This is a genomic window from Pacificibacter marinus, assembly GCF_018860665.1.
GTDB lineage: Bacteria > Pseudomonadota > Alphaproteobacteria > Rhodobacterales > Rhodobacteraceae > Celeribacter > Celeribacter marinus_A.
Genome location: NZ_JAHKPK010000025.1, coordinates 38,279 through 59,006 on the forward strand (window position 1 = coordinate 38,279; position 20,728 = coordinate 59,006).

The following is a 20,728-nucleotide window of genomic DNA, read 5'->3' on the forward strand; positions in this document are numbered from 1 at the left end:
CCGAAAGACCAAAGTCTTTTGCGCGTTCCATGTGGTGGAAAATTTCCGCAGAGCGCAGCAAGGCTTTGGTCGGGATACAGCCCCAGTTCAAACAGATGCCACCAAGATTTTCGCGCTCGATACAAGCGACGGATAGACCGAGCTGAGCCGCCCGAATTGCAGCAACATAGCCACCAGGGCCAGCGCCGATTACGACCAGGTCAAAAGATTTGTCAGACATGGGGATCCTCCCGAAACCATATTTAGTTTGACACTAAACTACTTTAAAAATTCGGGCAACGGCCCTTGTGTCCATGTGCACGAAAGGCCGCATCCCGCCTGACGCATAGCTCAGACGGGAAACGCATAGATAGCGAGAAAAGTGCTTGTTTTCAGAAGATTAAGCAGCAACAGACGTGAGGGTTTCCAACGCAAAACGGTATCCACCTTTAGCCAAGAACGCTTCTTCGGCTGAGTTTGTCGCCCGAACCAGTGCTTCATTACGGTAAGGAAAGCGGCCAAATTCGCGAATAATGTTACGATGCGCTTGTGCGTGACGCATGTTATCGTCAGAGGCATTCATGCGCTCTTTGAACAGACAAACGTTGCGTTCTTGATCGGTCAGACATTCAGAATGCATCAAAGGCATATAGAAAAATTGACGCGCAGGTGCATCGATTTTCAGATCCCACCCCTTGGAAATCGCGGCCTTGGCTGCGGCCAAGGCGATACGATCAGAAGCAAAACTTTTGCCATCCCCCCGAAACATATTGCGTGGCATTTGATCGTTGAGAATGATGTAGGCCAAGGCGCCAGAGGCATGGGTCAACCACAAAGAATAAGCGCCCTCTTGTGCGTTTTCCCAAGCTGGCAAAAACCGCTCGCGGATTTTCGCATCCAAGGCGTCATTCGCCACATACCAATCTTTGGGCGTGAGTTCATCAAGCCAAAAAGACAAGACATCATCAGGCGTGATGTTCAATTGCAGCGACGGGATATGGGCCATGTGGTCTCTCCGTAATGGCTTGGCTGTTACATAAAACCGTTACAATATCATCAAAGCGAGGCAAGAAGATCGCGCTAACATAAACGCCATACTTTAAAATGTTGCGCATTTGAGACAGTCGACATCTGCATTCAAAGTGCCGCAGCTTGGCTCTCGGCCTCTTCCGCATCATCCTCTGCCTGCTCGATCGCCCATTCCTGTGCAACCTCAGAGGCCACGGGTGTGGTCGAGGGCATAACCGCGACATAGGCGGCGGTATCTTCCACAGGGATCGCAGCACGACGTGTCATGCGCCACGCAGCATAACCAGCGATAGACAACATCAAAATCGCCTGCAAAAGCCAGTATCCAGACGGGCCAACAGTCGACATAAGCCAACCGGCAATCATAGGACCGCCCACGGCCCCAACACCGTTGATGAAAATCAATCCACCAGAAGATCCCGCCATGTCATCAGGGTCGAGATAATCATTCGTATGCGCAATCAACAAAGAATAGAGCGGCGAGGCCATGCCGCCAGCAAGAAGCGCCACACCAATAGCGATGTAAAGTTGCGCGCCCATAAGACTGCCCGCCAGACAGGCGACACCACCCACGCCGGCGGCGCCCAAAATCACCAAGCGACGGTCCAAACGGTCCGAAATCCAGCCAATCGGCAACTGACAAACAAGCGCACCGATGAAAATCGATGCGAGGAATGTCGACACTTCGGGCAAGGTAAACCCAGCTTGGGTGGCATAGACAGAGCCCATGCCAAGCTGCGCACCAAAGACGCCTCCCATCAAAAACATGCCGACACAGCCCAAGGGCGACACGTCGAACAACCGACGCAGGGTCATCGGTTTTGAAGTCTCAAACGGCGGCGTGGGCGACACTGACAGCAAAATGGGCGCGAAAGAAATCGAAACCAACACAGACGGTATGATGAACAGAATATAGCCAGAGGGGTCGCCAACGGATAAAATGCCTTGGGCGATCACCATGCCAATCGTTTGCACGATCATATAGGCCGACAGAGTTTTGCCGCGCATGTCATTGGTGGTGGAATTGTTGAGCCAGCTTTCGGCGGTGACGTAAACACCTGAGAAACAAAATCCCAAGACGATGCGCAAAATGGTCCACACGATTGGGTCTGTCAGCGTCGGAAAAATGATCAAGGCGGCCGAAATAAACGATCCCAACGCGGCGAAGACCCGAACGTGTCCGACGCGACGGATCAGGTGCGGAGTGATCTGCGACCCGCCTAAAAACCCAAGAAAATAGCCGGACATCACGACAGACAATGAAAAAGTGGAAAACCCTTCCAAACCGCCACGCACGCCAAGAACCGATCCTTGAAGACCGTTGCCGATCATCAAAAGCAGCATGCCGAGCAATAAAGCTGAGGAAGACGCGAGAACCTGACGCATAAAGTCACCTTGAACACTAAAATTTAAGGGTGCCCATTTTGACGTTTGGACGGTTGAACGCCACTGCTATCAAAGGCGAATGAACTAAGAAAGAAGATTATTTACGACATGCAAAAACGTCGCATTTGTTTCCATTGAAATTCAACCAAAGCAAGCTTGAGCCAAGTCTCAAAGCTCTTTGACAAAAAACACCCGACTGAACCCCTTTTCACTGCGACGGTCGATTTCGCGGTATCCAAGGTGGGGGTAGAGCGACAGATTTTCGGTCATTTTTTCATTTGTATACAGGCGCACCGCAGTCAAGCTGGACTGTTTTGCCATGCGCTCGCAAAGCCCTATCAAACACTTGCCAATGCCCTGCCCTTTGGCGGCGCTGCGCACAGCCACATTTTCCAACATCATATCTGCCCCAACGGGATAGAACACGACAAACCCAAGCACGCCTGACTGCGCATCCGTGGCGACATGAACATGACCCGCAGCAATATGACCCGCATAATCCGCCGTCATAGGCGCGGGTTTGCGCCCGACCACCGCCACATATTGCGCGTAGGCCTCATGGGCACAGGCCCGTACGGCCTCTACATCTGCGTCTTGCGCAGGTCGAATATTGATAGCATCATTCATGGCCGTGAGGGAGAGGGGCTAACAAGCAGCAAAAGGCCAAACAGCCCCATTGTCAGCCCTGATGCGCGTTGCATTAACGGTAGTTTTCCCGCAGCAAATTTCGACGCGAACCGACCGATCAGCGCATAAATGCAAATCGCGATGGCTTCCATCCCAATGAAAGCCGCGCCAAGCATCGCATAGCTTTGCCAATATGCGTCAACGACAACAAATTGCGGAAAGAACGCGGCAAATATCAGTATGGCTTTCGGGTTGCTCAAGGCGACAACTGCCTCAGATCTAAACGCGCGGCGCAGGGTCAATTGACGACCATCGGTAACGCCCAATTCAATCGAGGTAGAACTGCGCCACAAAGAGACCCCCAGCCAAATCAAGTAAGCCGCGCCAATCACCTTAACGATGGTGAACACCAATGCAGATGTTGTCAGCACAAACCCCAACCCCAGCGCGCTCACTGCAATCATCGGTACGAATATGATCAGTCGCCCCAATGCAGCACATTGTGAAAAGCCCACCCCGCCCCGCGCCCCATGCATCAAGGCCAAAAGGTTGTTCGGACCAAACGCAAGATTAAGGGCGAAACACGCTGGTAAGAAGATGATCCAATCGATCATGAAAGAATACTCCAAAGATGTGAAAATGCGCGAGGTCAGTTTTGCCCAACTGTGCTCAAATCACAAGTTGGGGCCACATATCACTGAATACGGTCACGCGTCACATGCTAGCATGCGGCAACAACAAGGACGCGTCCCCATATGAAAAAAACCGATACTCATGCTCAATCGCATGGGCGTAAACTTCGCGGATACGATCATACCCCATCACAGCAGAGACCAGCATCATCAAAGTCGATTTGGGCAGATGAAAATTGGTCATCAACGCATCAGCCACATGAAATGTGAACCCAGGGCGGATAAAAATATCTGTGTCAGACACGAAAGGCGCGATTTGGCCTGTGTCGCGCGCAGCACTTTCAATCAATCGCAACGCTGTGGTGCCCACGGGGATCACGCGGCCCCCAGCGGCTTTGGTGGCGACGATTTCTCTCACAGCTTTGGGGGACACCTCGCCCCATTCCGCGTGCATTTTGTGATCGTCTACGTTGTCGACTTTCACTGGCAAAAACGTGCCCGCGCCCACGTGCAGGGTCACATATGTGATGTCGACCCCTTTGGCTTTGAGCGCCTCCAACAAGGGCGCGTCAAAATGCAGCGAGGCCGTGGGGGCCGCAACCGCGCCAAGCGTTTTGGCCCAGACTGTCTGATAATCTTCTTTGTCCTGCGCATCGGCTTTGCGCAGGGCCTCGATATAGGGGGGCAATGGCATGGCCCCTGCCGCGTTCAAGGCCGCGTCAAAATCATCGCCCGTCAGGTTGAACGTGAGATAGGCTGCGCCATCTTCTTTGCTGTTCAAAGTGGCGCTTAGGTCTTCGGAGAACCGCACGACCTCACCCTCTTTCACCTTTTTCAACGGCTTCACAAGCGCGCGCCATTGGCCGGCTGTGGCTTGCGGCTCCAACAAGGTCACTTCGACACGAGCTTCTTGATACCCCTGGGCCGTATCGCGCCCACGCTGACCTGTCAGACGCGCAGGCAATACCTTGGTATCGTTCAACACCAAGCGGTCACCGGCTTGGAACCAATCGACCAGATCATAAACATGCGCATCATGAATCTGCGTGGGGGTCGCCACCAAAAGGCGCGCAGAAGAGCGCGGTTTAGCTGGACGCGTGGCAATCAAGCTTTGCGGCAGTTCGAAATCAAAATCAGAGAGCTTCATCAAGATACCTTTGTCATTCTGCGTCAGTCATTCTGCGTCAGTCGTCCTGCGTTAATTGGCGGGTGCCGTCGGCGTTTGTTTCCGAAAAATACTGCGCAAAGCCCCCGGTGTCAGAATGGACAGCGGATTAACCCCTACGCTGGGATTGTCAATCGCGCCCTTGAGGGTGAAGTTAAAGCCGAAAAGCCCCTCGCCTTTGCGCGCGAACACTTGGCCGATCCCGTTCAAGAAATAGATCGGCGAAATCACCCCTTGGAGATCGATCTGCTTGGCGCTCAAGTCATAAATGCCTTCGCCGGTGATCCCCAAAGATGGGCCTTCCGCGCTTGATGTGCCGATGGTGATATAATTGGGTTGAATGATGAAATCACTGCGGATGTCACTAAAGGCAATGCCCGGCCCATTCATTTGATCCAGCAGTCCAACGACAGAGACCAGCGACAACAGTTGCGCCAATTCAGGTGCAGACAGGACCCGTATATCCGTGATCCGCAGACTTCCGTCATAGCTGCTTTCTGCGCGCTTTGATGTCAGCGTCAGCGCCAAAGTTCCGCCTGCAGCCTCTTCCAACAGACCGGCAGCCATCACGGTTTTACCCGCATCCTCTGCCTTCACAGAAATCGTCGGACCAAATTGACCGGGGCTTATGGTGCCTGTGATCGGCGCTTGACCGTTCAACCGCCCTGCAAACTGCCCAGATAGCCCGTTATCTTGTGTCAGCTGCGCCGTGACGCCGTTCAAAGACAAATTATCTGTCACCTTCAAGCGATCCAAAACCATATCGATGGGACCAGAACGCGACGCACTGCCCGCACTGCCGCCCGTGCCAAAGGGCGATTTTGACAGATCCAACAAGCCACCACCCAGCCTTACAGCAACGGCACGCCCTTTGCCGCGCCCGATCAAGGTCGCCGAACTGTCCAGCCATGCCCCCACTTTCAATGTGTCGAACCGCAAGCGATCCAAGCCGCCGTTCGCGTCAAGCGTCACAGAGCCGCCCGTCGCCGTCAGCCCCGGCGCTTCGATGGACAATGACGTCACCTTGGGCAGATCGCCAGAGGTGCCCGTGACTTTGAATGCGCCGCTGCGGGATTGCGGTTTTGAAAACCCGATGGCCGGCACCGAGAGGCCAAGCCCCTCCATCCCTGAGGTAATGCCAAAGCTCGGTTCTTGGCCCGCGCGCAACGCAACGGTCAAATCGCCTTGGGCACTGCCCGATATGGTGTTGGCTGGCAGATTGATATCAAAAGCATCAAGCAGCGCCTGATTGATTGTCACAGAGCCTGAAATGTCAGATTTACCACGATTTTCGGGACCAAAACCTTTGCGCCACACGGCGACGGCCCGCGCATCAGACACCTCGACCGGTCCAGACAGACTTAATCCAGCGGGCGTCAACGCCAAAGCCATACGGGAGGCGCGCAGCTCTTTGCCCGCCATCAACTGCGTAGACGAGGCCTCGGTGATATCGCCAGTGATGTTGAAATCCACATCTTCCATCAGGATATTTTTAATCAAAGGCACCGTGAGTTGCCCCGTTAAAGCCGCCTGCCCTTGGGCCACATCCGCACCAAAATCAGCATCTTTGAGCACGTCAAAAGGTTTGAGCGCCATGACCGCCACAGCCGCTTCAATCTGCGATGAGGTTTTCAGCTGGGCCGTCAAGACGGCAGGTTTGACATCCAACTGCGGGATACGCAAAACCGTACCAGCCACATCAATATCGCCGCCCGATGGCGCAGCAATAGCCCCTTCTTGCACGACGATCGTCAACGCATTGCCAGATATCGTCCCGTAACCAGCGCCCGCTGTGACAGACGGCAAAGCCTTCATAAACCGAACATCTGCCTCTTCAAACGACCAACCCAAATAGGTTTGCGGCGCGCTGGCACCGGGCGCCAAACGAAATGACATCGCGATGTCTTTATACGTCGCGGAGCCGATATTTTCGACAATCCATTCGCGGGTTTTGGGCACGACCGCGTCAGGCCAAAACGACATCAACTCTGAGGCTTGTAAAGGGTCTGTTTCGGCATCCAAGGCCAAGCTCCACCCGTCAGGCGTTGCATGGGCAGCGCCTTTTGCACGCAACCACAGATCACCGTGTTTCAGCGCCAGTTGCCCCAAAGTCACCGAGAATGGCTCAAGCGTCAGTTGCAGATCCACCTGCCCCGCGTCAAACGTCAATGGCTGCTCGAACACGCCACGCGGATCGGCGGTCAATTGATCAATATAGAATTGACCTAAAAACTTTGAAGGAAAATTGCCGTCGAAATCGCGCAAAAGCATATGGCCATTGCCTGCGATTGCAAAGGCTTCGGAGCGCATTGACAATTCGGCGAACGACAGGCGTTCCGTCGCGGGATCGTAATCAAAATATCCACGTGCGCCCGCAAAACTCAACGGTTTAGCCCCGCCCCCTGCTACCAGTTGACCAGAGCCGATTTCCAATGTGCCTGAATAGCTCGACAGCAATCCATCAGGAGTGACCTGCGCACGCATCGCCGCCGAAATCGGCGCATCCAGCACTGATAAAAAGGACAACGCAGGGCTTTGCTGCGCCAAGTCCAAAGCGGGTATATTGTCGATATTCAACCCGATGACCGTGGCCAATGATCCCTTGCGTGTGGCAAAGCTCATTTGCAGACGCGCCAAGTCTTCTGTGCCGTTGAACACATCAAAAGCCATTGATATATCTATATTATCGTCGGAATTCGTTAGGGTCAGAACCGCATCCGTCGCCTGCCAAATACGGTTTGATCGCGCGTCTTCCAAGATGACTGTCAATCCGCTGACATCCACCGTTTGCACATCAACCAAAGGCTCGGATGTAAACGCTGCGTCGATGGCTTTGAGAACCTCTTCGGCAGAGCCAACAGTGCCGCTTGCCCCGCCAAAATCTAGGGCAAAACTGCCATCCACGCCGCGCCGCACAACGATTTGCGCGCTGGTCAGACGCAAGGCGCGCGGCGTCATTTGACCGCTTTTTATTTGCCCCATTGAAAACTGCGCGTGAAGTTCGCTCAACCGTGCGATTTCGGACCCCGTGGGATCAATGATCCCCACGTTACGAGCGCGAATTTGAGGGATGAAATGTTTATCAACAGTGACAACAACTTGCCCGACCGAGATTTTTGTGTCGCCCAAATCATTATTCATTCGGGTTTCTATATGCTTGGTCAGCGTGGCGGGTAAAACAACGTCCTGCCCCGTCAACGCCAAAACGCCCAAGCCCGCCAAAAGCCCCAAAAACAACAGCATCGAACAGAACCACAGCCCGAAATGGTGCACATGGTGGCGTTTTTTATGAGGCCGCACGCCCCATATTTTGCTGCATTTAGTGTTTTCTTCTGACGTCGTGTCCGTACTCGACACCGTGTCCGTACTCTCTGTGTCTGGCGCATCCTGAGCGTCCAAGGTTTTTACAGATGTATCGCCCGCCTCATCCTGTGTCGCGACAGAGGTTTGCGCGCTGTCCTTTTGGGACGGATCAAGGTCAGGCGTGTCGCTCATGGCGTGTTTGGGACTCTCAAAAATGGGATCTGCTCAAATCACATGGCAGACCTTTGGTTGATCTTGGCGTATTCCGGCTTAAAACTGAACCCCAATCAGATGCAATGGTCAAAGCGGTCCTTTTCAGCGACAAGGGCGTAAATTGGCAGACGCATCGCAACGCTTTTACGCTTAAGGACTGAAAATATGCTTGATATTGGAACCCTCGCCCCTGATTTTTCATTGCCCCGTGACGGAGGCACCAATTTGTCACGCGCTGATTTGATGGGGCGCAAGGCGGTTTTGTATTTCTATCCAAAAGACAACACGCCCGGATGTACCACCGAGGCGCTGGATTTCACCGCCTTAAAGGCAGAATTCGATGCGGCAAACACTGTGGTGATTGGCATCTCGAAAGACAGCGTCAAAAAACACGATAACTTTTGCGCCAAGCACGATCTGGGCATCCCCCTATTGTCTGACGCCGATGGCACGATGTGCGAAGATTATGGGGTTTGGCAGGAAAAATCCATGTATGGCAAGACGTTTATGGGTATTGTGAGATCAACTTATCTTATTGATGAAGCAGGAAAAATTATGCACGTTTGGCCCAAAGTCAAAGTCAAAGGGCACGCCGCAGAGGTTCTTGAGGCCGCGCAGTCATGAATGAGAATACGACCCCTGATATGACACTGACGCAGATGGCAGATGCAGTGCTGCGCACGGCCGACGGGCGCGCAAAAACTGCATTGTCCCATCGCTATGCCGCTTTGTGGCGCGCCAGCCGCGAGGATGGCGCCACACCCATTGAAATCGGAACCATCAGCCCCCCTGACGTTCCTGCGCGCCCCGATAGGCCTGAATTGCTATCCCCCAGAGATGTGCCCAAACGCAAACCTGGCACGCCAGAGGGACGCATCGCAATGCTGCACGCGATTGCCCATATCGAATTGAACGCCGTCGATTTGCATTGGGACTTGATCGCGCGGTTTTCACATGTGCCATTTCCGATTGGGTTCTATGACGACTGGGTGCGCGCGGCAGATGAGGAATCAAAACACTTCAATTTGTTATGTGATCGACTTGAAGCCTTTGACAGTTTCTATGGCGCCTTGCCCGCGCATGCTGGTATGTGGCAGGCCGCAGAGGAAACCGCTGATGATTTGATGGGACGATTGGCCGTGGTGCCAATGGTTTTAGAGGCCCGCGGTTTAGATGTGACACCGGGCATGATTAAATTGTTCCAACAGGCCAAAGACAAAGACACCGTGGCGGCGCTCGATGTGATCTATGCCGAGGAAGTGGGTCATGTGTCTTACGGCTCAAAATGGTTCCATTTTCTATGTGGCCGCGACAATGTAGACCCCAAACCCTTGTTTCACACATTGGTGCGCAAATATTTTCATGGCGCGTTGAAACCGCCTTTTAACGATGAAAAGCGCGCCGAAGCAGGTATTCCGCCAGACTTTTATTGGCCTTTGATCAGCTAATTCACACAATCAACGTTTGAGCGTCGCAAGGTATGGAATACCATATGTTGCGGCGCAATCTGTTCGGGGCGCAACTTAAACTCGTTTTCATCACAAGTTTACAAAATGCATGGCCAAAACTGGCCTGCGAATTAGGCAAAAAACCGCCAATAAACAGACATTTCGCAACAGACCTTCATCAAAACGGGCAAAAGGATTGCCGATAGAGGAATCCTTTTGTAACACAGTGCCAACCGCTGTGGACTGGCTCGTGACCGTTCGCATAGAAAGCGGATGAAATGGGATGTGAGGACGGTTTTTTGACCAATATGCTGACACACAAGCTCAACTCTATGCTTGAGCGTAGTTTTCCTGAGCAAAGGGTATTCTTACGCTCTGAGAGCGAGACGCGTTACGTACGCTTAACACCGCTCACGCAGGTTTGTGGCTTTGCTGGCACGACAGTCTTGGCGGGATGGCTGATCATCGCCTCTGCGATTGTATTGATGGACAGCATCGGGTCGGGCAACTTGCGAGATCAGGCATCACGCGATTTGGCGCTGTTTGAAAGCCGCGTTAATGAATTGGCCGCAGAGCGCGATATGCGCGCCGCCGAAGCCACCGCAGCCCAAGAGCGCTTTAACACAGCCTTGGCCCAAATTTCTGCCATGCAATCCGAGCTGCTTTCCTCTGAAGAGCGTGTGCGCGAACTTGGCAAAGGCATCACAGTTGTCCAAGCCACGTTGCGCCGCACCATGAAAGACCGCGATGCAGCGCGCGAAGATGCCCTTCAGCTGCAAGCGCGACTTGATGGGACAGATGCTGCCACCCAAAACATCAACCCCGAAGAAATTCGCAACACTGTCGATGTATTGTCTGCCGCATTGAACAACACAGCCATTGAGCGCGACACGATGGTTTTGCTGGCCAATCAAGCCGAACAGATGGCGGACACGCTGCAAGACGATCTGCGGTTGATGGAAGAAAAAAACGACCGGATTTTCTCTCAACTTGAAGATGCCGTTGTTCTGTCAGTTGAGCCTTTGGACAAAATGTTCACCGCAGCAGGCCTATCCACCAAAAGCTTATTGAACACAGTGCGCTCTGGTCTGTCTGGCACCGGTGGCCCGCTGACCCCCATTAAGTTTTCCACCAAAGGCGGCGTCAAAGACCCTGACAGTCTGCGCGCCAATGGTATTATCGAAAAAATGGATCGTTTGAACCTGTATCGCATCGCAGCGCAAAAAGCGCCGTTTGCCTTGCCGATCAAAAATTCTTTCCGCTACACATCGGGCTTTGGCCCGCGCTGGGGCCGCATGCACGAAGGCACAGACTTCGCTGCAGCCTACGGCACACCAATTTACTCTACTGCTGACGGCGTTGTCACATTTGCGGGCTGGTCTAACGGATATGGCCGTCTGGTCAAAATCCAACACGAGTTCGGAATTGAGACACGTTACGCACACCAATCCCAACTTATGGTCAAAGTTGGACAAAGGGTCTCGCGTGGTCAGCAAATCGGTGCTATGGGGAATTCTGGCCGCTCCACTGGTACTCATCTCCACTACGAAGTTCGCGTAGGTGGAAAGGCCGTTAACCCGATGACCTATATTAAGGCTGCCAACGATGTTTTCTAAAAGCAGAATAAATGAGCCGGGCCCGTCTAAAGGAACCGATGACGTGACACCAACAGATACCGCTACGGCGCCAAAATCAGCTGCTCCCAAAAAGTCTGCTGAGTTCACTCCGACTGCGCCAAAAGCCAAGCCGCCAGCCTCTGTGCTGTCCAGCGACTTGACGATTGTCGGCAATCTCAAAACAACCGGCGATATTCAAATCGAAGGCACTGTTGAGGGCGACATTCGTGCGCATTTGCTGACCATCGGCGAAACAGCCACGGTGCGCGGCGAAGTTATGGCGGATGACGTTGTCATCAATGGCCGCATCATCGGCCGCGTACGCGGTTTGAAAGTGCGCCTGACGTCGTCAGCTAAAGTCGAAGGTGATATCATTCACAAAACCATCGCCATTGAAAGCGGTGCGCATTTCGAAGGGTCCGTTCAGCGTGCTGACGATCCTTTGACAACCAATTCCCAAAACAAAGCTCCTGGCGTTGCAAAAACAGCCCCAGCGAAAGACCCTGCCGCCAAATAAGGCTTGGATCTGCTTTGACTTTCAAAACGGCCCTGACACCATGTGTCACGGGCCGTTTTTATTGCATCTGATCCGTGAGTATTTTTGACACGCCTAGCTTGTATCTAAAAGCAATCCAAGACAGTGTCTGCGCAGAAATTTAAGGACGCAATATATGCCCCATTCAGTTGATAAAAGCGGCACTGCCGGCAATGTTGCAGGCGCATTTTTTATGGTGCTGGCCATGGCGTTATTCGCTGTGGAAGACACGCTGCTGAAACAGGTGTCATCGCATCTGCCGGTGTCTGAAATTTTGATCCTGTTCGGCTCTGGCGGCACATTGATTTTTGCGGGGCTGACATGGCAGCGCGGAGAGCGCATTTTCAATGCGGACCTCAAGCACCCTGCCCTGTTGATCCGGTCTTTGTTCGAAGTGTTGGGACGGTTGTTTTTCACGCTGTCACTGGCGCTCACGGCGCTATCAACCACATCGGCCATCTTGCAAGCGACGCCGCTGTTGGTCGCGGCCGCCAGCGCAGTGATCTTTCGCGAAAAGATCAACGGCTTGCGATGGGCTTTGATCACTTTGGGATTTGTCGGCGTGCTTTTGGTGTTGCGCCCCGGTCTGGACGGGTTCACGCCCCTGTCCATTCTGGCCGTGCTTGGCATGATCGGTTTTGCAGGGCGAGACTTGGCGACACGCGCAGCCCCCAAGGGGTTGTCATATGCGCAGCTTGGAGTCTACGGCTTTGCGATGCTGATCATCTCTGGCGTGATATTGCTGGCATGGCGCGGACAAATGGTTGTGCCCTCAGGTTTTGAAGCCTTGATGCTGATCGCCGCTGTGGTGGTAGGCGTCGCGGCCTATACGGCATTGACCTTTGCGATGCGCACGGGCGAAGTGTCGATGGTGACGCCGTTTCGCTATTCACGCCTGTTGTTCGCGATGATCTTGGCGGCCTTGGTGTTTCAAGAGCGCCCCGATGCGATGGAATTGTTCGGTGGGGCTGTAATTGTCTTGGCGGGGCTCGCCTTAATGCTCACAGGACGCAAACGCGCAAAGCCCGTGACGAGCTGATGTAACGTGAGAGTTTACGATCAAAGAAGGAACAGCAGATGACAGACCTAAGCCGCCCATCCGTTTTGGTATTTGACGTCAATGAAACCTTGCTGGATATCACCACTTTGGAACCGCTGTTTGAGCGTCTGTTTGGTGATGGGGCTGTGCTGCGCGAATGGTTTCCTGAGCTGATTTTATATTCCCAAACGCTGACTTTGTCTGATATCTACACGCCTTTTGGCACGCTTGCGGGCAGTATGTTGCGTATGGTTGGCACCAATAAAGGGATCGACGTCACGGATGCTGACATCGCGGAACTGAAGCAATTGTTCGGTCAAATGCCCGCTCACAAAGATGCAGCCCCTGCGCTGACGGCGTTGCGCGATGCGGGATATACCCTTGTGACCCTGACCAACTCCGCCGCGGCGCCATCACCAACGCCGCTGGAAAACGCGGGTATCGCGGGGTTGTTTGATCACCACTTCAATGTTTCAGAGGTCGAAAAGTTTAAACCGCATCGGTCCGTCTATGACATCGTGCCCAAGGCCTTGAATACCCCTGCATCCGACATGTGCATGGTCGCCTGTCACGTCTGGGACACCATCGGCGCGCAGGCGGCGGGCTATCAAGGGGCTTTCATCGCCCGTCCGCACAACAGTGTTTTCGAGGTGCCGAATCTGCGACAGCCCGACTACATCTGTGACGATCTCGCTGTTTTTGCGCGGCGGATGATCCCCTAAGCAAAACACAACCTGTTTTACGGCTCTGCCACCATAGGTAAAATCAAACCCCAACGTGTCTCTTGTGGTGGGCCTAACGGCTGAAACCCCAGCTTCGCGTAGACGGCAATCGCGCGGGAATTGTCGGGATGCGGGTCCGTGGCAATCATAGGCGCGCCGGCGTCAAACAAGTCTCGCATCCGCTCAGTGATAAATCCCGATCCGTGCCCAACCCCCACCATCTCGGGATCGCCGATAAACTGATCAATGCCGCGCGCGCCTGTGGCGAGATTGGCAAAATGATGCGCGTCCCAGCCATGTACAGTGTAATCTTGCATGAAAGCAAAGGGACGCGCCTCAAAAGACACGATCCAGCGTGACACACGCGGGTCGTTGATATCGTCTTGAGTGTAAGGCTCTGCGGCATCCCACCATCTGCGGACATGTGGCTGGGCCTGCCAATGGGTGATCAAATCGACATCATCCATCGTCGCTTGGCGAAACTCATAGGTCTTGGCGCTCATCCGTCACACCCGTTCACCCTGTCACGCACTACACCAAGGCCCGCTTGTACAAATGCCATGTCGCATGCCCCAAAACAGGCATGACCACCAGCAGACCTAGAAACAGTGGCAACATGGCAATAAATGTGAGGCCAGCCACAAGCATGGCCCAGACCATCATCACCCAGAAGTTTTCTTTGACCACCTGCAAAGACAGTAACATAGCGGTGACAAAGTCCACTTCTTTATCCAGCAGATGTGGCAGGCTGGTGACGGTGAGCGAAAACAGGATAAAGGCCAATACAGCGCCCACGCCAAGTTCCACCCCGATCATCGTCAGGCCATTGGGGGTCAAAAACACCTCGTAACTGGTGGATAGATTGCGCATCACCGACAATCCCATGAAGAGCGCGAAAATCATATGGGCCAGAAAGGACCAAAACAGAAAATAGATCAAAATGGTCGCGCCCATCCATGGCACTTGCCGGTCTTTTTCGGATTTCACAACGCTTAAGATTTTATACCAATCCATCGCTCCGCCGTGTTCAATTCGACGCGACACGTCGTACAATCCCACAGCGGCAAAAGGGGCCACCAGCGGAAAGCCCAAGGTCATTGCAAAGGTCCATTCCACGGTGCCAGCCCCCAGCCAGATCAAAACGATCCCGCCCAAGACGTAGACCGCAGAAAAGAACAACCCAAATTGCGGCGCTTTGCGAAAATCAGTCATGCCCGCTTTAAGCGCAAACATCAGATCTCCAAGCGACAGATGCGCAACCTCAGGCACAGGGGCGGCGGCTAAGTCTGTCTCTAAATGGCTCATCGGATCCTCCTTGCGCCTGCGCTTTCAAATGTGAAAACGCACCTCGTGGCACTATGAGTTCACGCGAAATCTTGCCCGACTGTCAAGCATGCAGCTTTGCGCATGCGAAATACACGACGCAAATCACTTTGCCTCAGTGCCACCACCGGTCAAAAGATAAGACACAGGCACCAATTCAACCGTGGCCGCGCGATTGCCCAAAGACCATTCCACCAAGGCTTTCATGGTGTCTTCTTTGGCGCGACCTACCAATACAATATCTTCGTCGATGCCCGCACGAAACGCGGCTTGGTCCAAGAACCGCTTGATGGCAGCCAAGTTTTGATCGCGCCCGTCAAAGTCGCGGAACACCAAAGCGGCCGGTTCTTTGGCTCGCGTGGCTTCTTGCATCAAGGCGTTCAAACCGCGCGAAAAAGACACAACGCCATGGCCCGTTGAGGCCGCAGAGGCGACCACTTGGGCAGCAATGTCACGCGTGGCTTGGAAAGACGCAGAGGGCACATCCAAGAACCCGATAGAGACAGGCACCAAATCGCGGGCTTGATTGATGGTCACGGCCACGTCTTGGGCCGTGGCCCCTTCGGGCAAACCGATCAAAGACAAGACCTCAAGTCCAGCCGTGCGGTACATCTGCGCGCGCTCAGCTGCGCCGGGGGCCAGCGCATCCACCGCAAAGGTCACAGGGAATGGCAGGTTCGCAAGCTGGGGAGACGTCGGGTCCAACTCGCCAATATCGACCAAAATCACCGACATTTCAGGCGCTGTGGTTGATTTGGTGTAATCGGCAGAAAAAGCGATGATCGCAGGCAGGTCTTCAGCCGCAATCACAGGGGCAGCGTCAGCCATCGCGCTGCCCGTGACAGAGGGCAAGCGTGTAGATTTCATAGCATCGTTGCGATCCGTGAAACTGCCGACTTTCTGACCAAGCGCCTGCTGGCCCTGCGGCGCGATTTTGGGCACTGCTTTTGGCGCGACAGGCTGTTGCGCACTCAAGGCGTCAGCGATATTTTGTGCGGCTTGGCTGGCGTCACCGCTGACCTCATCCGCTGCTGTGCGCGCAGTGACGGGCGCGCCCAAAGGTTTGGGTTTTTGTCCCGGCAAAGTCGTATCGACCTGAACGGGGGCTGTGCCCGAATTGGGTTGGATCAACTCAAGCCCCTGCGGGCTGCTCAACACGGGGCTATCGCCTTGAACAGCGGGTGTGGCGTTGGTTTCAATCACTGGCGCCTCCAACCCCTCAGGCGTTTCAAAAGACGGCAGCGGCGCGGTATCGTCTGCGGTTTCAGGCTTCGTATCAGAAGGCGCAAGCGACGCGACCTTATCTGGCTGAGCGATGTTAAGATCTGGTGTGACCGTCTCGGATGTCGCCATCTCATCAAGTGCGGTATCAGATGTCTCTGCTGGGTCCATCGGCGTGGGCGACGCGATCACCACATTCGGGTCTTGGTTGTTATTTGGGCTGCTATCTGGGGTTTGCCCGTCAAGATCTTTTGGCGTCTGTGATGTTTCAGGCATGGTGATGACATCGGCCGCATCAGCCACCTGTTCAGACCCCATATCCTCAGCCACTTCTTCTACGGCTTGGTTTTCTTGCGCCATATTTTGTGGCGAATTGTCTTCATTTGCTGGCGCTTGAGATAAGGATACGGGTGAAACATAGACTTTATCCACCACTTGGTTGGCAACAGTGACGATTCCAAAGCCCACAACAGAGCCCCACACCAAACCTGCCAAAATTCCGCGTCCCATACGTCGAAGCCCTTTACTCAATATCGCTTTTGCCAATTTTTACTGGCATGTTGCTATCTGTCTTGGCCAGTTCAAAGCGCCAAATCCGCCCAAACATCGCAAAAATCAAGAGCACACTCTTGACCCTTTGCCTACCTTCGTGGACATGTATAGCGCGTGCATCAATGGGGTTCATCCCCTTTTGACGCATGCGTGGCCATATGGACGCCGATTGGTCACAGATTTAGCTATTATCCGCCGCCGCACCCACCGCACCCACGGAAAAAACCGTTTTAGAAAGACCTCATATGCTGCTTTTGATCGATAACTACGACAGTTTCACCTATAATCTCGTCCACTATATCGGCGAGCTGGGCGTAACCTCGAAAGTGGTGCGCAATGATGAATTGACAGTGGATGAAGCGCTGGCCTTAAAGCCCAGTGGTATTTTGATCTCCCCTGGCCCTAAGACGCCGAATGAGGCAGGCATCTGTATGGATTTGATCACAGCCGCTGCACAGGCCCAGATTCCGCTCTTTGGTGTTTGCCTAGGGCATCAATCCATTGGTCAGGTGTTTGGCGGTTCTGTTGTGCGCTGCCATGAGATCGTCCACGGCAAGATGGGCAACATTCAGCATGAGGGCAAAGGCGTGTTTGCTGGTCTGCCCTCGCCACTCTTGGCGACGCGCTATCATTCACTGATCGTAGACCGCGCCACCCTGCCCGACTGTTTGGAAATCACCGCCGCATTGGAAGACGGCACCATCATGGGTTTGCGTCACAAAACCCTGCCGATCGAAGGCGTGCAATTCCATCCTGAAAGCATCCGATCTGAATACGGTCACGAGATGTTGCGCACGTTCTTAAATCAATTCGCCAATACCAAAGAGGTCGCATAATGAGCGACATGAAAACCTATATCGCTGCAGCCGCGGATCGTGCCTTGACCCGCGCAGAAGCCGAAACCGCCTTTGAAATCTTATTCAAGGGCGAGGCCACCACAGCGCAGATCGCGGGCTTTTTGATGGCGCTGCGCACGCGCGGCGAAACCGTGGACGAAATCACCGCAGCCGCAGCCACCATGCGCGCGCATTGCGTTAAGGTCACAGCGCCGAGTGGCGCGATGGACATCGTTGGCACGGGCGGCACGGGCAAAGCCACGCTGCAAATTTCAACAGCTTCCGCCTTTTGCACCGCAGGTGCGGGTGTGCCGATTGCCAAACATGGCAATAAGAAACTGACCTCTAATTCTGGTGCCGCCGACAGCCTTGGCGTCAATGGAATCAATGTGATGGTCGGGAAAGATATTGTGGAACACTCGCTTGCCGAGATTGGCATGTCGTTCATGATGGCGCCGATGCATCACCCTGCGATGAAGCATGTGATGCCTGTGCGTCTTGAGCTTGGCACCAGAACAGTTTTCAACATCCTTGGACCTTTGACCAATCCAGCTGGCGTCAAAAGGCAACTTACAGGGGTATTTTCCCGTGACTTGATCCAGCCCATGGCCGAAGTGCTTGGCGCGCTTGGGTCCGAGAAAGCATGGCTTGTGCATGGCTCAGATGGCACGGATGAGATCACCATCACGGGCGAGACTTACGTGGCAAAACTTGATGCTGGTAAAGTGACGCAAGTCACCGTGCATCCCGAAGACGCTGGCCTGCCTGTCTATGCATACAAAGACATCGAAGGCGGCAGTCCTGAGTCTAACGGCGCGCGCCTGCGTGCGGTTTTGGCGGCAGAAGAACACGGCGCCTACCGCGATGCCGTACTGTTGAACTCTGCGGCGGCTTTGGTCATTGCCGACAAGGCGAGTGATCTGTCAGCAGGCGTTGAAATCGCCAAAGAAAGCTTGGACAGTGGTGCGGCTTTGGCAAAGATGGTCGGTTTGGCGCGGATAACGTCAAGCAATTAGGCTCACGTTCGCAGCGCCCCAGTCGAAACGGCGCGCCCCGTTTTTTGGCGCGCCTTATGATGATCACACAATCACAGGGCCAACAGTCAGTAACAGATTGGCAAAGCGGCGCGTTTCCCCTGTGGCGATGACCAGCAATGTGTCAGGGGATTTGACGGCTCCGTAGAAATCCGCGCGCTCCACATAGTCCATCTGCGTCTCGGCAGGCAGGATATCAAGATAGCTTTGGTGGATGGTGTTGTCGAAGGCATCAGGCCAAGCCATCATCGTGGCTTGCTCGATATTGATAAGTTTGCTCACCCCCTCAAGCACGGTGGTGCTGGGGATCATGTTCGGCGCGAAGTTGAGATAGATGATGTCTGCGGCTGGGTTCGCGTTGGTCACGCAAGAATAATTGGCGTCAGCAATTAAAATACGCGCCTTATGCCCTGTCTTGGCGAGCGAGGACAGAAGCTGTGGGTGAATGATGTCGGATTTGATCATGGGCTTTCCTTTGCCTGCGCGGGTCTGTTTTGCTTTACGCCAATTTTCTTTACGCCAAGGCACCATATGAAGCCAGTCCCGCAAATCAGTCCCGCCCACTTTACCGTACAAAAAGACACCCCCACCGTGTAAACGACAGGGGTGTCTTTGGAGTTCAGGTCGCGCTGATCGTATCAGTCACACTGACCGCGTCAGCCGCACTGTCCGCGTCAGTTGGTTATGATCTCTGGCCCCATCAAAGTCGTCGGCAAGAAGGTCGAGATGATGGGAATATATGTGACCAAGATCAAGAACACGAACAAGATCGCAAGGAACGGCAACGCGGCGCGCACAACAGACATCATCGGCATGCCAGCAACACCAGATGTCACGAAGAGGTTCAGACCCACAGGCGGTGTGATCATGCCAATTTCCATGTTCACCACCATGATGATACCAAGGTGGATCGGGTCCACGCCAAGCTCAATCGCAATCGGGAACACCAAGGGGGCGACGATGACGATAAGGCCTGATGGCTCCATAAATTGACCACCGATGAGCAAGATCACATTGACCATGACAAGGAACATGATTTTGCCGAAACCAGCCGAGAGCATCGCTTCTGCGATTTTCTGCGGGATTTGCTCGTCGGTTAAAACATGTTTCAAGATCAAAGCATTGGCGATAATGAACATCAGCATGATGGTCAGCTTGGCCGCATCAAACAAAGTGTCGCGTGTGTCTTTGTGAAAGAAGGCCGTCACGATGGCTTGTGGCTTTTTCAGCAAGGACACAGGCTCGTCTGAACCTTTGAGCGGTCCCATATCGCGGTAGACGAATGAGGCCACCAAGAAGGCATAGACGGATGCCACAGCCGCAGCTTCAGTCGGGGTAAAGATCGCACCAGTGATGCCGGGGATGCCGTAAATTCCGACCATAATGATGACGATCAGCATCAAGCCCCAGAACGCATCTTTGAACGAGGCGATGATTTCCCCCCAGCCATTCCATTCGCCTTTGGGCAGTTTTTTGATCCGTGCAATGACATAGATGGCGATCATCAACATGGAGCCAGCCAAAAGACCGGGGATCACACCCGCAAGGAACATACGGCCGACAGAGACATCCGTGGCAGAGGCGTAGACCACCATTACAATAGAGGGCGGGATCAAGATGCCAAGCGTGCCAGCGTTACAGATCACGCCTGCGGCGAAGTCTTTGGTATATCCGACTTTTTGCATCGCCGCGATCACGATTGTGCCGATGGCCACAACTGTTGCTGGCGATGATCCAGACAGAGCCGCAAAGATCATGCAAGCAAAGACACCCGCAATGGCCAAACCGCCATGCATATGGCCCACACAGGCGATGGAAAAGCGCACGATACGTGTCGCCACCCCGCCGGTGGACATGAAACTAGAGGCCAAGATGAAAAACGGGATCGCCAGCAAGGTATAGTGCCCCGCCATAGCTTGGTACAAAGACTGCGCCACGGACCCCAAAGAGGTGTCTGAGAACATCAGCAAAAAGACCATGGACGACAGGCCAAGCGATACAGCAATCGGCGCACCGATCAGCAGCAAGCCCAAGACCATTGAAAAGAGAAAGACGACTTCCATGTTTA

Annotated in this window: 20 protein-coding genes; 8 read left to right on the plus strand and 12 right to left on the minus strand. The window is 53.9% G+C overall.

The genetic code is table 11. From position 1 onward, the window contains the following. From KO497_RS07440 to KO497_RS07470, 7 genes are all read right to left on the minus strand, one after another. On the minus strand, positions 1-220 hold a 220-nt coding region (locus KO497_RS07440), incomplete at its 3' end, for an FAD-dependent oxidoreductase (protein ID WP_215943337.1). A 159-nt stretch (positions 221-379) separates the two neighbouring features. Then, positions 380-985, minus strand: a complete 606-nt coding sequence (locus tag KO497_RS07445) for a DUF924 family protein (RefSeq protein ID WP_215943338.1) — start codon at positions 983-985, stop codon at positions 380-382. A 131-nt stretch (positions 986-1,116) separates the two neighbouring features. Continuing rightward, positions 1,117-2,394: an MFS transporter gene (locus tag KO497_RS07450; protein ID WP_215943339.1), complete on the minus strand. Its 1,278-nt coding sequence runs from the start codon at positions 2,392-2,394 to the stop codon at positions 1,117-1,119. A gap of 168 nt (positions 2,395-2,562) precedes the next feature. Then, positions 2,563-3,021, minus strand: coding sequence for a GNAT family N-acetyltransferase (locus tag KO497_RS07455; RefSeq protein WP_215943340.1), 459 nt, complete (start codon positions 3,019-3,021; stop codon positions 2,563-2,565). Beyond that, positions 3,018-3,635: a LysE family translocator gene (locus KO497_RS07460; protein WP_215943341.1), complete on the minus strand. Its 618-nt coding sequence runs from the start codon at positions 3,633-3,635 to the stop codon at positions 3,018-3,020. Before KO497_RS07460 ends, KO497_RS07455 begins: the two co-directional genes overlap by 4 nt. 100 nt (positions 3,636-3,735) lie before the next feature. After that, positions 3,736-4,800 (minus strand): tRNA preQ1(34) S-adenosylmethionine ribosyltransferase-isomerase QueA, encoded by a 1,065-nt coding sequence (gene queA, locus KO497_RS07465; RefSeq protein WP_215943342.1) that lies wholly within the window; start codon positions 4,798-4,800, stop codon positions 3,736-3,738. A 51-nt stretch (positions 4,801-4,851) separates the two neighbouring features. Further along, on the minus strand, positions 4,852-8,313 hold the full coding sequence (locus KO497_RS07470; RefSeq protein ID WP_215943343.1) for a DUF3971 domain-containing protein: 3,462 nt from the start codon (positions 8,311-8,313) through the stop codon (positions 4,852-4,854). Positions 8,314-8,499: 186 nt separating this feature from the next. On the opposite strand from KO497_RS07470, the gene bcp reads away from it, so the two are divergent. From bcp to KO497_RS07500, 6 genes are all read left to right on the plus strand, one after another. Then, complete coding sequence (bcp, locus tag KO497_RS07475) at positions 8,500-8,958, plus strand: thioredoxin-dependent thiol peroxidase (RefSeq protein ID WP_215943344.1); 459 nt, start codon at positions 8,500-8,502, stop codon at positions 8,956-8,958. Beyond that, the gene (locus KO497_RS07480) at positions 8,955-9,782 is read left to right on the plus strand and encodes a ferritin-like domain-containing protein (protein ID WP_252729563.1); all 828 of its coding nucleotides are present in this window, start codon (positions 8,955-8,957) and stop codon (positions 9,780-9,782) included. The genes bcp and KO497_RS07480 overlap by 4 nt, the downstream gene beginning before the upstream one ends. A gap of 299 nt (positions 9,783-10,081) precedes the next feature. Then, positions 10,082-11,398: a DUF5930 domain-containing protein gene (locus KO497_RS07485; protein ID WP_436799283.1), complete on the plus strand. Its 1,317-nt coding sequence runs from the start codon at positions 10,082-10,084 to the stop codon at positions 11,396-11,398. Further along, a complete protein-coding gene (locus KO497_RS07490; RefSeq protein WP_215943345.1) occupies positions 11,388-11,915 on the plus strand; it encodes a bactofilin family protein in 528 nt (175 codons plus the stop codon). Before KO497_RS07485 ends, KO497_RS07490 begins: the two co-directional genes overlap by 11 nt. Before the next feature lie 154 nt (positions 11,916-12,069). After that, positions 12,070-12,972 carry a DMT family transporter gene (locus KO497_RS07495; protein WP_215943346.1) on the plus strand — a complete coding sequence of 301 codons (903 nt, stop codon included), beginning with the start codon at positions 12,070-12,072 and terminating at the stop codon, positions 12,970-12,972. A 38-nt stretch (positions 12,973-13,010) separates the two neighbouring features. Next, positions 13,011-13,694, plus strand: coding sequence for a haloacid dehalogenase type II (locus KO497_RS07500; RefSeq protein ID WP_215943347.1), 684 nt, complete (start codon positions 13,011-13,013; stop codon positions 13,692-13,694). A 17-nt stretch (positions 13,695-13,711) separates the two neighbouring features. Here the strand turns inward: KO497_RS07500 and KO497_RS07505 are convergent, their stop codons facing one another. The 3 genes from KO497_RS07505 to KO497_RS07515 all read right to left on the minus strand — a co-directional run bounded on the left by KO497_RS07505 (position 13,712) and on the right by KO497_RS07515 (position 16,748). Continuing rightward, complete coding sequence (locus KO497_RS07505) at positions 13,712-14,197, minus strand: GNAT family N-acetyltransferase (RefSeq protein ID WP_215943348.1); 486 nt, start codon at positions 14,195-14,197, stop codon at positions 13,712-13,714. 28 nt (positions 14,198-14,225) lie between these two features. Further along, positions 14,226-14,999 carry a DUF2189 domain-containing protein gene (locus tag KO497_RS07510; RefSeq protein WP_215943349.1) on the minus strand — a complete coding sequence of 258 codons (774 nt, stop codon included), beginning with the start codon at positions 14,997-14,999 and terminating at the stop codon, positions 14,226-14,228. 123 nt (positions 15,000-15,122) lie between these two features. Continuing rightward, positions 15,123-16,748: a divergent polysaccharide deacetylase family protein gene (locus tag KO497_RS07515; protein WP_215943350.1), complete on the minus strand. Its 1,626-nt coding sequence runs from the start codon at positions 16,746-16,748 to the stop codon at positions 15,123-15,125. A 287-nt stretch (positions 16,749-17,035) separates the two neighbouring features. Between KO497_RS07515 and KO497_RS07520 the strand changes: the two genes are divergently transcribed. Both KO497_RS07520 and trpD read left to right on the plus strand, forming a co-directional pair. Next, positions 17,036-17,626 (plus strand): anthranilate synthase component II, encoded by a 591-nt coding sequence (locus KO497_RS07520; protein ID WP_215943351.1) that lies wholly within the window; start codon positions 17,036-17,038, stop codon positions 17,624-17,626. Then, positions 17,626-18,642, plus strand: coding sequence for an anthranilate phosphoribosyltransferase (gene trpD / locus KO497_RS07525; protein WP_215943352.1), 1,017 nt, complete (start codon positions 17,626-17,628; stop codon positions 18,640-18,642). Before KO497_RS07520 ends, trpD begins: the two co-directional genes overlap by 1 nt. A 63-nt stretch (positions 18,643-18,705) precedes the next feature. On the opposite strand, the gene KO497_RS07530 is transcribed toward trpD, so the two are convergent. Then, entirely contained in the window at positions 18,706-19,125 is a 420-nt protein-coding gene (locus KO497_RS07530) for an RbsD/FucU domain-containing protein (RefSeq protein ID WP_215943353.1), read from the minus strand. Between the two features lie 209 nt (positions 19,126-19,334). Next, a complete protein-coding gene (locus KO497_RS07535) occupies positions 19,335-20,723 on the minus strand; it encodes a TRAP transporter large permease (protein WP_215943354.1) in 1,389 nt (462 codons plus the stop codon). Between the last annotated feature and the right edge of the window lie 5 nt (positions 20,724-20,728).